Genomic DNA, 14,248 nt, shown 5'->3' on the forward strand with positions numbered 1-14,248 from the left:
GCCCTGGCAGCATCGGCATCGCTGTGCCCAATGTGCGGCTCCGCCGCGTGGCACGCCTCAACGGCAAGTAGAACACGGGAGTAAGAACATGAACCGCAGTGAGCTGGTGGCCGCCCTGGCCGACCGCGCCGAGGTGACCCGCAAGGACGCCGACGCCGTGCTGGCCGCGTTCGCCGAGGTTGTCGGCGACATCGTCTCCAAGGGCGACGAGAAGGTCACCATCCCCGGCTTCCTGACCTTCGAGCGCACCCACCGTGCCGCTCGCACCGCCCGCAACCCGCAGACCGGCGAGCCGATCCAGATTCCGGCCGGCTACAGCGTCAAGGTCTCGGCGGGCTCGAAGCTCAAGGAAGCCGCCAAGGGCAAGTAAGCGCTCCGCTTGGAGCGCCGGGTGACTGCGCGGGCCGTTCGTTCGGGCTGCGGCCGTACGCGGCTTGCGGTCGTGTGTGGCTGGTCGCGCAGTTCCCCGCGCCCCTTTCGGGGGCGCTCGACGCAACGCCGATGGGGCGGTCACCCGGGTTCGGGTGACCGCCCCATCGGCGTTTGTGCGGGTTGCTAGCCCAGGGCCTTGCCCGGGAGTTCCACCTTCGCGCCCAGCTCCACGAGCTTGTCCATGAAGTTCTCGTAGCCGCGGTTGATCAGGTCGATGCCGTGGACCCGGGAGGTGCCCTGGGCCGCGAGGGCGGCGATGAGGTACGAGAAGCCGCCGCGCAGGTCGGGGATGACCAGGTCGGCGCCCTCCAGCTTGGTCGGCCCGGAGACGACGGCCGAGTGCAGGAAGTTGCGCTGGCCGAAGCGGCAGTCGGAGCCGCCGAGGCACTCGCGGTAGAGCTGGATGTGGGCGCCCATCTGGTTGAGCGCCGAGGTGAAGCCCAGCCGGGACTCGTACACCGTCTCGTGGACGATGGACAGGCCCGTGGCCTGCGTCAGGGCGACCACCAGGGGCTGCTGCCAGTCCGTCTGGAAGCCGGGGTGCACGTCCGTCTCCAGGGCGATGGACTTCAGCCGGCCGCCCGGATGCCAGAAGCGGATGCCCTCGTCGTCGATCTCGAACGCCCCGCCCACCTTCCGGAAGGTGTTCAGGAACGTCATCATCGAGCGCTGCTGGGCCCCGCGGACATACACGTTGCCCTCGGTGGCCAGCGCCGCGGAGGCCCAGGAGGCCGCCTCCAGGCGGTCCGAGAGGGCACGGTGGGTGTAGCCGCCCAGCTCGTCCACGCCCGTGATGCGGATCGTGCGGTCGGTGTCCATGGCGATGATCGCGCCCATTTTCTGCAGGACGCAGATCAGGTCCTCGATCTCGGGCTCCACGGCCGCGTTGGACAGCTCCGTGACGCCCTCGGCGAGCACGGCGGTCAGCAGCACCTGCTCGGTCGCGCCGACGGACGGGTACGGCAGCCGGATCTTCGTGCCGCGCAGCCGCTGCGGGGCCTCCAGGTACTGGCCGTCCGCCCGCTTCTCGATCTTCGCGCCGAACTGCCGCAGCACCTCGAAGTGGAAGTCGATGGGCCGGCCGCCGATGTCGCAGCCGCCCAGGCCCGGGATGAAGGCGTGCCCGAGACGGTGCAGCAGCGGGCCGCAGAACAGGATCGGGATGCGCGACGAGCCCGCGTGGGCATCGATGTCGGCGACGTTCGCGCTCTCCACGTGGGAGGGGTCCATCACCAGCTCGCCGGGCTCCTCGCCCGGACGGACGGTCACCCCGTGCAGTTGCAGCAGTCCGCGTACGACCCGCACGTCGCGGATGTCCGGCACATTGCGCAGCCGGCTCGGCGCACTGCCCAGCAGGGCGGCCACCATGGCCTTCGGCACGAGGTTCTTCGCACCGCGGACCCGGATCTCGCCCTCCAGCGGGGTTCCGCCGTGGACAAGCAGTACGTCATCAGCGCCGTTGACGGTCATGAATCTCGCGTTCCGTGGGGTTGGGCAGGGGCCAGAAGGGAAAGGGTAATCGTCTTGTACCCCCCTTCAGGGCGCCTCCGCACGGTCGGACAACGTCATGGATTTGTCACAACACGCGGTGTTCACCGGCGCGTACGGGGGGTCACGACTCGAGGGCGTGCGCGGGTGCGTGTTCACCCCCGTGCCTCCGATTGCCTCCCCACGGAAGGGGAACATGCGGGATCATGTCTGGCATGACCGAGGTGTCCTCGCTCACGGGGCGGCTGCTCGTGGCAACGCCCGCCCTGGCGGACCCGAACTTCGAGCGTGCGGTGGTGCTCCTTCTCGACCACGACGAGGAGGGCTCCCTCGGTGTCGTCCTCAACCGTCCCACACCGGTCGACGTGGGCGACATCCTGGAGGACTGGGCGGACCTGGCCGGCGAGCCGGGCGTCGTCTTCCAGGGCGGCCCGGTCTCCCTTGACTCGGCCCTCGGCGTCGCCGTCGTCCCCGGCGGGGCGTCCGGCGAGCGGGCGCCGCTGGGCTGGCGCCGGGTGCACGGCGCGATCGGCCTGGTCGACCTGGAGGCCCCGCCGGAACTGCTGGCGTCCGCCGTGGGCGCCCTGCGGATCTTCGCCGGGTACGCGGGCTGGGGGCCCGGTCAGCTGGAGGACGAGTTGACCGAGGGCGCCTGGTACGTGGTCGAGTCCGAGCCCGGCGACGTCTCCTCGCCGTTCCCCGAGAGACTCTGGCGCGAGGTGCTGCGCCGCCAGCGGGGCGACCTGGCGATGGTGGCGACGTACCCGGACGACCCGTCGCTCAACTGAAGCGTGTGAGCTTCAGTACCCTTGGCGGTTATGAGCACTCTCGAGCCCGAGCGCGGGACAGGTACGGGAACCCTCGTCGAGCCGACGCCGCAGACGTCCCACGGCGACGGCGACCACGAGCGCTTCGCGCATTACGTCCAGAAGGACAAGATCATGGCGAGTGCCCTCGACGGCACCCCCGTCGTGGCGCTGTGCGGCAAGGTCTGGGTGCCGGGCCGCGATCCGAAGAAGTACCCCGTCTGCCCCATGTGCAAGGAGATCTACGAGTCCATGAACGGCGGCGGGGACGAGGGCAAGGGCGGCGACAAGAAGTAGCGCCTCTGCCCGTACGGACCTCTTAGAACTTCCCGAAGGCCCCCGAGTGTGCCCGCGCGCACTTCGGGGGCCTTCGTGCGTCCGGGCCGAGCGGGGGCTGAGCCGGGGGCTGAGCCGGGGTTGATCAGCAAAGAGGTTTACGAACTGGTTCAGACCTCTTGTGGACAGGTTCATGTCTCCCTACGCTCCTGGGTGTTGTGCAGAGCGAAACCGTCATTGCATATGTTGCAACGCACGCCCGGAGGAAAGACTCCATGAAGCTCGCCCCCCGCCTGGCCGTACTGCTGGCCGCGGCCGTCGTCGCCGCGACCGCCTGCGCACCCCAGACGTCCGACAACTCCTCCTCCGGCAAGGACGAGAAGAGCGGCACGCTGCGCGTCTGGCTGTTCCAGGAGGTCAACACCAAGCCGAAGGAAAAGGTCGTCGACGCCGCCCTGGCCGACTTCGAGAAGGCGCACGAGGGCACGAAGGTCGACGTCGAGTACATCCCCGTCGAGACCCGCGCCCAGCGCATCAAGGCCGCCTTCAACGACCCGAAGTCCGCCCCCGACGTCATCGAGTTCGGCAACACCGACACCGCCGGATACGTCAAGGACGGCGGACTCGCCGACATATCCGAGGAGTTCGCGGCCTGGGACGAGGCCAAGGACACCGACCCCACCGCCCGCCAGTCCGTCACCGTGGACGGTAAGGTCTACGGCGCCCCCTACTTCGTCGGCGTCCGCGCCCTGTACTACCGCACCGACGTCTTCGACGAGCTGGGTCTCGAACCCCCCAAGTCGCTGGCGGAGCTGGCGTCCACCGCCAAGAAGGTGCACGCCGCCAAGCCCGGCCTCTACGGCATCGCGGTCGGCGGCGCCTACACCTACGGCGCGATGCCCTTCATCTGGGCGAACGGCGGCGAACTCGCCAACGGCAAGGGCGGCTCCTACGCCGCCGCGATCGACAGCGCCGCCGCCCGGAAGGGCATCAAGGCGTACACCTCCCTCTTCGGGGACGACAACTGCCCCGCCGCCAAGTGCGCCGGCATGGGCGGCAACGACACCGTCACCGCCTTCGCCTCCGGCAAGGCGGCCATGGCCATCGGCGGCGACTTCAGCCACCAGGCCGTGGAGGCGGGCCAGGTGAAGGGCAAGTACGCGGTCGTACCGCTGCCCGGCGTCGAGCCCGGCTCCATCGCCCCCGCCTTCGCGGGCGGCAACAACATCGGCGTCCTGAAGAGCACCTCGCACCGCACCCTCGCCGTCGACCTGATGAAGCGGCTCGCGTCCAAGAAGGCCCAGGCCGAACTGTTCGACGCGATGGGCTTCCTGCCGACCTTCGCGGACGTACGGCAGCAGGTCGCGGCGAAGGAACCGTTCGTGAAGCCGTTCGTCGACACGCTCGCCGCGGGCACGAAGTTCGTCCCGGCGTCTCCCGCGTGGGCGACGATCGACTCGTCGCAGGTGCTGCCGACGATGTTCCAGGAGGTGGTCAGCGGCAAGAAGGACGTGGACGCTGCCGCTGGGGATGCCGCGAAGAAGATGGACGACGCGTTTGGCTCCGCCGGATGACGGGTTCGCCTGTGAGCTCGGGGGGTGCGGTGCGTTCGCGGGTGCCGGTGCGTCGTGGTTTCTCGCGCCCGCGCGGCGGTAGCCGCAAATCCAACACAGCCCCGCGCCCCTTCGGGCGCTCCTCCGCTACCCCCTGGATCTATCTCGCCCCCGCTCTTGTCGTCCTTGGTGGGCTGCTCGTTTACCCCGTTTACCAGCTCGGGCTGATCTCGTTCCTGGAGTACACGCAGGCTCAGGTCAGTGGTGGGGAGCCGACGACCTTCCAGGGGTTCGGGAACTACGCCGAGCTGTTCGGGGACGGGGAGTTCTGGCGGGTACTGCTCGCCACCGTCGTGTTCGCGGCCGCCTGTGTGGTGTCCACGCTGGCCGTCGGGTGTGCGCTCGCCGTGCTGCTGACGCGGGTGCGGGCCGTGCCGCGGCTGGCGCTGATGCTGGCGGGGCTGGGCGCGTGGGCGACCCCGGCGGTCACCGGGTCGACGGTGTGGCTGCTGCTGTTCGACCCGGACTTCGGGCCCGTCAACCGGATGCTGGGCCTCGGCGACCACTCGTGGACGTACGGGCGCTACAGCGCCTTCCTGCTCGTGCTGCTCGAAGTGGTCTGGTGCTCCTTCCCGTTCGTCATGGTGACCGTCTACGCCGGGATCCGGGCCGTGCCGTCCGAGGTGCTGGAGGCCGCCGCGCTGGACGGGGCCTCGCAGTGGCGGATCTGGCGCTCGGTGCTCGCGCCGATGCTCCGGCCGATCCTGGTGGTCGTGACCATCCAGTCGGTCATCTGGGACTTCAAGGTCTTCACCCAGATCTACGTCATGACGAACGGCGGCGGCATCGCCGGCCAGAACATGGTCCTGAACGTCTACGCCTACCAGAAGGCCTTCGCGTCCTCGCAGTACAGCCTCGGCTCCGCGATCGGTGTCGTCATGCTGCTGATCCTGCTCGCCGTGACGCTGGTCTACCTGCGGCTGCTGCGCCGACAGGGGGAGGAGCTGTGAATCTTCCGCGCGCGCGTGTGCGCCGTCCGTGGCGGCTCGCGGCAGAGGCGTCCGCGCTGCTGATCGCCGTGGTGGTCGCCTTCCCGCTCTACTGGATGGTGCTGAGCGCCTTCAAACCGGCCGGGGAGATCGAGTCGAGCGAGCCCCGGCCCTGGACCCTGACCCCCTCGCTGGATTCCTTCCGGCGCGTCTTCGAACAGCAGGAATTCGGCCGCTACTTTCTCAACAGCCTGATCGTGGCGGGTTCCGTCGTGATCGCCTCTGCGCTGATCGCGTTCCTCGCGGCGACAGCGGTGACGCGTTTCCGGTTCCGTTTCCGGACCACCCTGCTGATCATGTTCCTGGTGGCCCAGATGGTGCCCGTGGAGGCGCTCACGATCCCGCTGTTCTTCCTCATGCGGGACTTCGGCCAGCTGAACACCCTGGGGTCGCTGATCCTGCCGCACATCGCCTTCTCCCTGCCGTTCGCGATCTGGATGCTGCGGGGCTTCGTGAAAGCGGTGCCGGAGGCCCTGGAGGAGGCCGCTTACATCGACGGGGCGAGCCGGAGCCGCTTTCTCTGGCAGATCCTTTTCCCGCTGGTCTTCCCGGGTCTCGTGGCCACCAGCGTCTTCTCCTTCATCTCGACCTGGAACGACTTCCTGTTCGCCAAGTCGTTCATCATCAGCGACACCTCCCAGTCGACGCTGCCGATGGCGCTGCTGGTCTTCTACAAGCCGGACGACCCCGACTGGGGCGGCGTCATGGCCGCCTCCACGGTGATGACGATTCCGGTGCTGGTCTTCTTCGTACTCGTGCAACGACGACTCGTCTCCGGCCTCGGCGGAGCGGTAAAGGACTGACGTGAACGACGTTCTCCCCCAGCCACAGCAGGTCACGTCCCAGGAGGACGGCTTCTTCGACCTCGGCCCGGACACCGCGCTGGTGGCCGGCGAGGGCACCGGGCGCACCGAGCGCTGGCTGCGCGCCACGCTGGGCGCCGCCACCGGGCTCCCGCTGGCGCCCGGAGCGGGTGGCGGCGGCGCCATCCGCCTCGCCCTCGACGCCGGCCTGCCCGACGAGGGCTACCGCCTCGTGGTCGCCCCGGAAGGCGTGCACCTCACCGGCGGCGACCCGGCCGGCCTCTTCTGGGGTGCCCAGACGCTGCGCCAGCTGCTCGGCCCGGACGCCTTCCGGCGCGCCCCGCTGCCCGACCGCCGCTGGCGGCTGCCGCTGGTCCGCGTCGAGGACGCGCCCCGCTTCCGCTGGCGCGGCCTGATGCTGGACGTCGCCCGGCACTTCATGCCCAAGGACGGCGTCCTGCGCTACCTGGACCTGATGGCCGCGCACAAACTCAACGTCCTGCACTTCCACCTGACGGACGACCAGGGCTGGCGCGTGGAGATCACCCGCCACCCGAAGCTCACCGAGATCGGCTCCTGGCGGTCGCGCACGAAATACGGCCACCGCGCCTCACCGCTGTGGGAGGACAAACCGCACGGCGGTTACTACACCCAGGACGACATCCGGGAGATCGTCGCCCACGCCGCCGAACGGCACATCACCGTCGTCCCCGAAATCGACGTGCCCGGACACTCGCAGGCCGCCATCGCCGCGTATCCGGAACTCGGCAACACGGATGTGATCGACACCGGCGCGCTGTCCGTCTGGGACACCTGGGGCGTCTCCCCGAACGTCCTCGCCCCCACGGAGGCCGTGCTGCGCTTCTACGAGGGCGTGTTCGAGGAACTGCTGGAGCTTTTCCCGTCGGAGTTCGTCCACATCGGCGGTGACGAATGTCCCAAGGAGCAGTGGCGGGCGTCGGCCACCGCGCAGGCGCGCATCGAGGAACTCGCCCTCGCGAACGAGGACGAACTCCAGGCCTGGATCATCCAGCACTTCGACACCTGGCTCACCCAGCGCGGGCGCCGGCTCATCGGCTGGGACGAGATCCTGGAGGGCGGACTGGCCAAGGGCGCGGCCGTGGCCTCCTGGCGCGGGTACGCGGGCGGGGTCGCCGCCGCGCGCGCGGGGCACGACGTCGTGATGTGCCCCGAGCAGCAGGTGTACCTGGACCACCGGCAGGCCCCGGGCGAGGACGAACCCGTGCCGATCGGTTTCGTGCGCACCCTGGAGGACGTCTACCGGTTCGAACCGGTTCCCGCCGAACTGACGCCGGACGAGTCCGGACACGTGATCGGCACCCAGGCGAACGTGTGGACCGAGGTGATGGAGAACCAGGGACGCGTGGACTACCAGGTGTTCCCCAGGCTCGCCGCCTTCGCCGAGGTCGCCTGGAGCGCCCTGCCGTCCCCGGCCGACCGGGACTACGCCGCGTTCGAACAGCGGATGGCCGCCCACTACCGGCGCCTCGACGCGCTGGGCGTCGGCTACCGGCCGCCCGCCGGCCCGCTGCCCTGGCAGCAGCGGCCCGGTGTGCTCGGCCGGCCGATCGACGGACCGCCGCCGAACAAGTAGGAAAACGCCGGACGGTTGACGAACAACAGCACACAGAACGCGACACAGAACGAGAAAGGCCCCTAAACGTCACCGAAGAGTGGCAACTCGTGCGCACCGTGCGTAGCTCTGTTCGCCGGAGATCCCGTCCGAAAACGGACCATCCCGTCGGCGAGGTGGGCGAATGCCTCCTAGCGGACCCGTGCGTTCGGGCCCTGCGAAGATGTGCCAGAGTTGCCACGTCCGCCCTGTCAGGCCGTACGGTACGGCCACATGGGCGGGACCAGGTGGGACAGCGGGAAGGGGCAGTCGGTTTGACCACGCACGCACCGCAGGCGGCGCAGGCCGTCACGCTGCCCACGACACTGGACGAGGCCGTGGCGGCGCTCGCCGCGATGCCCGCGGCCGTCCCGGTGGCGGGCGGCACCGACCTGATGGCGGCCGTCAACTCCGGGCAGCTCAGGCCCGCCGCGCTGGTGGGCCTCGGCCGGATCAGCGAGATCCGCGGCTGGCAGTACCAGGACGGGCACGCGCTGCTCGGCGCGGGCCTCACCCACGCCCGTATGGGCCGCCCCGACTTCGCCGCGCTCATTCCGGCGCTCGCCGCCGCCGCGCGCGCCGCCGGACCGCCGCAGATCCGCAACGCGGGGACCCTGGGCGGCAACATCGCCTCGGCCGCCCCCACCGGGGACGCGCTGCCGGTGCTCGCCGCGCTGGAGGCGACGCTGATCATCGCGGGCCCGGACGGGGCCCGGCGGGAGGTGCCGGTCTCGCACCTGCTGGCCGGCATGGAGATGCTCCGCGCGGGCGAGCTGATCGGCTACGTGCGCGTGCCGCTGCTGCACGCGCCGCAGGTCTTCCTCAAGGCCACCGGCCGCACCGGCCCCGGCCGCGCGACGGCCTCCGTGGCGCTGGTCCTCGACCCGGCCCGGCGCGGCGTCCGGTGCGCGGTGGGCGCCATCGCGCCGATGCCGCTGCGGCCCCTGGAGGCCGAGCAGTGGGTGGCCTCGCTCATCGACTGGGACAACGGCCGCGCCGTCGTCCCGGAGGCGCTGCACGGCTTCGGCGAGTACGTCGCCGCGGCCTGCATCCCCGACGAGCCCCCGGCCGAGGACGGCTCCGTGCCGCCGCTGCCGCCCGCCGTACTGCACCTGCGGCGCACCGTCGCCGCGCTGGCCCGACGAGCACTGGGGAGGGCACTGTCGTGACCGACGACCAGCACGGCGACGCGTACGGCGATCAGTACGACGATCAGTACGGCGATCAGTACGACGCCCGGCACGACGACCGGCAGGCGGGGGGCACGCCGCCGAGCGGCGGACGCTGGGACCCGTTGCCCCAGGGCGACTACGACGACGGCGCCACCGCCTTCGTGAAGCTCCCCGAGGGCGGCGTGGACGCGCTCCTCGCCTCCTCCGACAGCCCGCTCGCCGCGCCCGGGCACGGCTATGTGCCGCCCCAGATCACGGTCACGTCCGCCGGCCCGGCGGGCACCGACCCGGCCGCCACCGGCTCCTGGGCGATGCCGACGGCACCGTCCGCGCCCGTGGACGGCACCCAGTGGCAGTCCCCGGAGGCGGGCCAGGAGCCCGCCGCCCAGCAGGGGTACGACGCCTACGCCGCCCACGAGGACCCGTACGGCGGGACGGCGCCCTACGGGACGCACGCCGGGCAGGGCGTCCCCGGGCAGGACGACCGGTTCGCGTACCAGCCCGGGGCCACCGGACAGTGGGACTTCCCGCAGCCTTCGCAGACTTCGTCCGTCGCACACCCCGGGGCGGACGCCGAGGCGGTCCCGCCCGCGCCCGGACAGGACGTGACGGGACAGTGGTCCATCCCCGTCGCCGGCGGCGATCTGCCGGACGAGTCGGGCGAGTTCACCACGTCGTCCCTGGCCGAGCAGTGGGGCACCGGCGCCCCGGCCACCCTCCCCGGCGGCGCCCCCGCGCCCTGGGCGACGCAGCCGGCGGGCCGGCCCTGGGGCGACGGCCCGGGGGAGAGCGGGCCGGACACCGACGCACCGTCGGCCCGGCCCGACGGCCGGCCGTGGGGCGACGACGCGACACGGCCCGTCCCGGGCGGCGAGGAGCGTCCGGCGGGAGGCCCGCACGGGCCCGGCCCCGCCCAAGTCCCGCATGGACCCGGCCCCGCCGGGCAGCCGCACGGGCCCGGCCCCGACGGAGGCCCGTACGGGTCCGATGCCGCCGACGGCATGCACGAGCCTGACGCTGTCCGTGGTCTGCACGGGTCCGGTTCCGCCGGGGGCAGGCAGGCGCCTGGTCCCGCCGGGGAGTCGCATGGCCACGGCCCCGACGGGGGTCGGTACGGGGTCGATGCCGCCAACGGGCTGCACGCGCCGGGTTCCGCCGGGGGCGTGCACGAGCCTGACGCGCCTGGGGGCGTGCACGGGTCCGGTTCCGTCGAGGGCAGGCAGGCGCCTGGTCCCGCCGGGGAGTCGCATGGCCACGGCCCCGACGGGGGTCGGTACGGGGTCGATGCCGCCAACGGGCTGCACGCGCCGGGTTCCGCCGGGGGCGTGCACGAGCCTGACGCCCCCGGGGGCCCGCACACGCCCGGCTCCGCCGAGGGCGTCGACGGGTCCGGCCCCGACGGAGAACCGCACGGCACCGGCCTCGCCGGGGCTCCGCACGCGGCCTCCGCCCGAGGCACCCACCCGCCGGCCTCCGCCGACGGCGGCGTGCCCGGGCCCGGCCCTGCCGGGGGACCGCACGCGTCCGGTCACGCCGACGGCGGGCAGCAGCCCGGTTCCGTCGAGGGCGGGCACGGGCCCGGCCCCGACGGAGGTCCGTACGCCTCCGATCCCGCCGACGGGACGACCGTGGCGGCATCCGGTCCTGCCCGTGCGGCCGAGACGGTCGACGACGAGCCGGTTGGGGCCGAGGAGGCCCCTGAGGACCCCGCAGAGCACTCCGCGCACTCCGGCGACGAGGCGAGGGGCGGATCCGGCCCGGAGGCCGCCGAGGGCCCCGTGGCGGGCCCCGCGCCCACCCCCGGTCCGGACCACGCACCCGGGCCCGCGCGGGCACCCGGAGAAGTGCGGCCGCGGTCCGGCGGCCCCTCCGGCCCTGTGGACGCGGAGCCGGACGCACCCGACACCGACACCGACGCCGACACCGACGACACCCGTACCGACCCGGCCGACCCCGAGGCGGTCCCCGTCCCCGTCCCCGTCACCGCCGCCGAGGAGCCGCCGGCCCCCGCCGGCCCGCAGGAGGAGCACCCCCTCGCCTCCTACGTGCTGCGCGTCAACGGCGCCGACCGGCCCGTCACCGACGCCTGGATCGGCGAGTCGCTGCTGTACGTGCTGCGCGAGCGACTCGGCCTCGCGGGCGCCAAGGACGGCTGCTCGCAGGGCGAGTGCGGAGCCTGCAACGTGCAGGTCGACGGCCGGCTCGTCGCCTCCTGCCTGGTCCCGGCCGTGACCTCGGCCGGCAGCGAAGTGCGTACCGTCGAGGGCCTGGCCACCGACGGACGGCCGTCGGACGTGCAGCGGGCGCTCGCCCGGCGCGGCGCGGTGCAGTGCGGCTTCTGCGTGCCCGGCATGGCGATGACCGTGCACAACCTCCTGGAGGGCAACCCGGCCCCGACCGAGCTGGAGGCCCGCCAGGCCCTGTGCGGCAACCTGTGCCGCTGCTCCGGCTACCGGGGCGTCCTGGAGGCCGTCCAGGAGGTCGTCGCCGAACGCGAGGCGCACGCCGACGACGCGCAGGCGGGCCCGGAGACCGACGAGCCCCGCATCCCGCACCAGGCGGGTCCGGGCGCGGGCGGCGTCAACCCGTCGGCGTTCGAACCCCAGCCACCACCGGGCGCGCGGGACGCGACAGGACCGCACGACCCGCCGCCGTACGGCGACCAGGGCAACCACGGCGACCACGGCAACCACGGCCAGGACGGAGGCCACGCGTGAGCAACGACGCCGCGACTGCGGAGGCCGAGGGAACCGCCGAGGCGGCCACCCCCGTCCCCGAACCGATCCCGCACGGCCTCGGCGCGTCCCTGCCGCCCGCCGACGCCCGCGCCAAGACCGAGGGCACCTTCCCGTACGCCGCCGACCTGTGGGCCGAGGGCCTGCTGTGGGCGGCCGTACTGCGCTCACCGCACCCGCACGCGCGCATCGTGTCCATCGACACCACCCACGCGCGCGAGATGCCCGGCGTACGGGCGGTCGTCACCCACGAGGACGTGCCCGGCACCCCCCTGCACGGCCGCGGCGCCCACGCCGACCGCCCGGTGTTCGCCTCCGACGTCGTACGCCACCACGGCGAGCCCCTCGCCGCCGTCGCCGCCGACCACCCGGACACCGCGCGGATGGCCGCCGCCGCCGTCATCGTCGAGTACGAGGTGCTCGACCCGGTGACCGACCCGGAGCAGGCCTTCGAGGCCGAGCCGCTGCACCCCGACGGCAACCTGATCCGGCACATCCCGCTGCGCCACGGCGACCCGGAGGCGGCCGGCGAGGTCGTCGTCGAGGGCCTGTACCGCATCGGCCGCCAGGACCCGGCCCCCATAGGAGCCGAGGCCGGTCTGGCCGTACCGCGCCCCGACGGCGGCGTGGAGCTGTACCTGGCCTCCACCGACCCGCACGGCGACCGCGACATCGCCGCCGCCTGCTACGGCCTGTCGCCCGAACAGGTGAAGATCGTCGTCACCGGGGTGCCGGGCGCCACCGCCGACCGCGAGGACCAGGGCTTCCAGCTGCCGCTCGGCCTGCTGGCGCTGAAGACCGGCTGCCCGGTGAAACTGACCGCCACGCGCGAGGAGTCCTTCCTCGGGCACACCCACCGCCACCCCACCCTCCTGCGCTACCGCCACCACGCGGACGCCGAGGGCCGGATCGTCAAGGTCGAGGCGCAGATCCTCCTCGACGCGGGCGCCTACGCGGACACCTCCTCCGACGCCCTGGCCGCCGCGGTGGCCTTCGCCTGCGGCCCGTACGTCGTCCCCAACGCCTTCATCGAGGGCTGGGCGGTGCGCACCAACAACCCGCCCTCCGGCCATGTGCGCGGCGAGGGCGCGATGCAGGTGTGCGCCGCGTACGAGGCGCAGATGGACAAGGTCGCCAAGAAGCTCGGCCTGGACCCGGCCGAGGTGCGGCTGCGCAACGTCCTGGCCACCGGCGACGTGCTCCCCACCGGCCAGACGGTCACGTGTCCCGCCCCCGTCGCCGAACTCCTCCAGGCGGTCCGCGACTTCCCCCTGCCCGCCCTCCCGAAGGACACGCCCGAGGACGAGTGGCTGCTGCCCGGCGGCCCCGAGGGCGCGGGCGAACCGGGCGCGGTGCGCCGGGGCGTCGGCTACGGCATCGGCATGGTGCACATGCTGGGCGCCGAGGGCGCCGACGAGGTCTCCACGGCCACCGTGAAGGTCCAGGACGGCGTGGCGACGGTGCTGTGCGCGGCCGTCGAGACCGGCCAGGGCTTCACCACCCTGGCCCGGCAGATCGTCCAGGAGACCCTGGGCGTGGACGAGGTCCACGTGGCCCCCGTCGACACCGACCAGCCCCCGGCCGGCGCCGGCTGCCGCGGCCGCCACACCTGGGTGTCGGGCGGCGCGGTCGAACGGGCGGCCAAGATGGTCCGCACCCAGCTCCTCCAGCCCCTGGCCCACCAGTTCGGCATGTCCACGGAGCTGCTCCAGATCGCCGACGGCAAGATCACCTCGTACGACGGCGTGCTGTCGACGACGGTCGCCGAGGCGCTGGACGGCAAGGAACTGTGGGCCACCGCCCAGTGCCGCCCGCACCCGACCGAGCCGCTGGACGAGGCCGGGCAGGGCGACGCGTTCGTCGGCATGGCCTTCTGCGCGATCCGCGCGGTGGTCGACGTGGACATCGAGATCGGTTCCGTCCGGGTCGTGGAACTGGCCGTCGCCCAGGACGTCGGCCGCGTCCTGAACCCGGCCCAGCTGACCGCCCGCATCGAGGCGGGCGTCACCCAGGGCGTCGGCATCGCGCTCACGGAGAACCTCCGCACCCCGCGCGGCCTGATCCGCCACCCCGACCTCACCGGCTACGCCCTCCCGACGGCACTCGACACCCCCGACATCCGGATCGTGAAGCTCGTCGAGGAACGCGACGTGGTCGCTCCCTTCGGTGCCAAGGCCGTCAGCGCGGTCCCGGTGGTGGCCTCCCCGGCGGCCGTCGCCTCCGCCGTACGCGCGGCCACGGGGCGCCCGGTCAACCGCCTCCCGATCCGCCCCCAGGCGGCGGTGGCCACGGGCACCTGAG

The 14,248-nt window shown here is 72.6% G+C and carries 11 protein-coding genes; 10 read left to right on the top strand and 1 reads right to left on the bottom strand.

Translation table 11 applies throughout. The features are described from left to right. The first annotated feature begins 88 nt into the window (after positions 1-88). The gene (locus OHA99_RS23075) at positions 89-370 is read left to right on the top strand and encodes an HU family DNA-binding protein (RefSeq protein WP_003950507.1); all 282 of its coding nucleotides are present in this window, start codon (positions 89-91) and stop codon (positions 368-370) included. Positions 371-555: 185 nt separating this feature from the next. Here OHA99_RS23075 and murA read toward each other — a convergent pair whose 3' ends face one another. Continuing rightward, positions 556-1,902: a UDP-N-acetylglucosamine 1-carboxyvinyltransferase gene (murA, locus tag OHA99_RS23080; RefSeq protein ID WP_153179616.1), complete on the bottom strand. Its 1,347-nt coding sequence runs from the start codon at positions 1,900-1,902 to the stop codon at positions 556-558. A 233-nt stretch (positions 1,903-2,135) separates the two neighbouring features. Here murA and OHA99_RS23085 point away from each other — a divergent pair, with 233 nt between their 5' ends. From OHA99_RS23085 to OHA99_RS23125, 9 genes are all read left to right on the top strand, one after another. Continuing rightward, positions 2,136-2,708 (top strand): YqgE/AlgH family protein, encoded by a 573-nt coding sequence (locus tag OHA99_RS23085; protein WP_042826249.1) that lies wholly within the window; start codon positions 2,136-2,138, stop codon positions 2,706-2,708. A 30-nt stretch (positions 2,709-2,738) separates the two neighbouring features. After that, positions 2,739-3,023: a DUF3039 domain-containing protein gene (locus OHA99_RS23090; RefSeq protein ID WP_007450147.1), complete on the top strand. Its 285-nt coding sequence runs from the start codon at positions 2,739-2,741 to the stop codon at positions 3,021-3,023. A 254-nt stretch (positions 3,024-3,277) separates the two neighbouring features. After that, entirely contained in the window at positions 3,278-4,576 is a 1,299-nt protein-coding gene (locus tag OHA99_RS23095) for an extracellular solute-binding protein (RefSeq protein WP_405697599.1), read from the top strand. Then, positions 4,573-5,565 (top strand): carbohydrate ABC transporter permease, encoded by a 993-nt coding sequence (locus OHA99_RS23100; protein ID WP_194280066.1) that lies wholly within the window; start codon positions 4,573-4,575, stop codon positions 5,563-5,565. The genes OHA99_RS23095 and OHA99_RS23100 overlap by 4 nt, the downstream gene beginning before the upstream one ends. After that, positions 5,562-6,407, top strand: a complete 846-nt coding sequence (locus tag OHA99_RS23105) for a carbohydrate ABC transporter permease (protein ID WP_031042850.1) — start codon at positions 5,562-5,564, stop codon at positions 6,405-6,407. Before OHA99_RS23100 ends, OHA99_RS23105 begins: the two co-directional genes overlap by 4 nt. Before the next feature lies 1 nt (position 6,408). Next, positions 6,409-8,022, top strand: coding sequence for a beta-N-acetylhexosaminidase (locus OHA99_RS23110; protein ID WP_153179618.1), 1,614 nt, complete (start codon positions 6,409-6,411; stop codon positions 8,020-8,022). 293 nt (positions 8,023-8,315) lie between these two features. After that, positions 8,316-9,209, top strand: coding sequence for a xanthine dehydrogenase family protein subunit M (locus tag OHA99_RS23115; RefSeq protein ID WP_087790751.1), 894 nt, complete (start codon positions 8,316-8,318; stop codon positions 9,207-9,209). Next, positions 9,206-11,929, top strand: a complete 2,724-nt coding sequence (locus OHA99_RS23120; RefSeq protein WP_405697602.1) for a 2Fe-2S iron-sulfur cluster-binding protein — start codon at positions 9,206-9,208, stop codon at positions 11,927-11,929. Before OHA99_RS23115 ends, OHA99_RS23120 begins: the two co-directional genes overlap by 4 nt. After that, positions 11,926-14,247: a xanthine dehydrogenase family protein molybdopterin-binding subunit gene (locus OHA99_RS23125; RefSeq protein WP_153179619.1), complete on the top strand. Its 2,322-nt coding sequence runs from the start codon at positions 11,926-11,928 to the stop codon at positions 14,245-14,247. The genes OHA99_RS23120 and OHA99_RS23125 overlap by 4 nt, the downstream gene beginning before the upstream one ends. The last annotated feature ends 1 nt before the right edge of the window (position 14,248 follow it).

The organism is Streptomyces coelicoflavus, assembly GCF_045041415.1.
Classification (GTDB): domain Bacteria; phylum Actinomycetota; class Actinomycetes; order Streptomycetales; family Streptomycetaceae; genus Streptomyces; species Streptomyces coelicoflavus.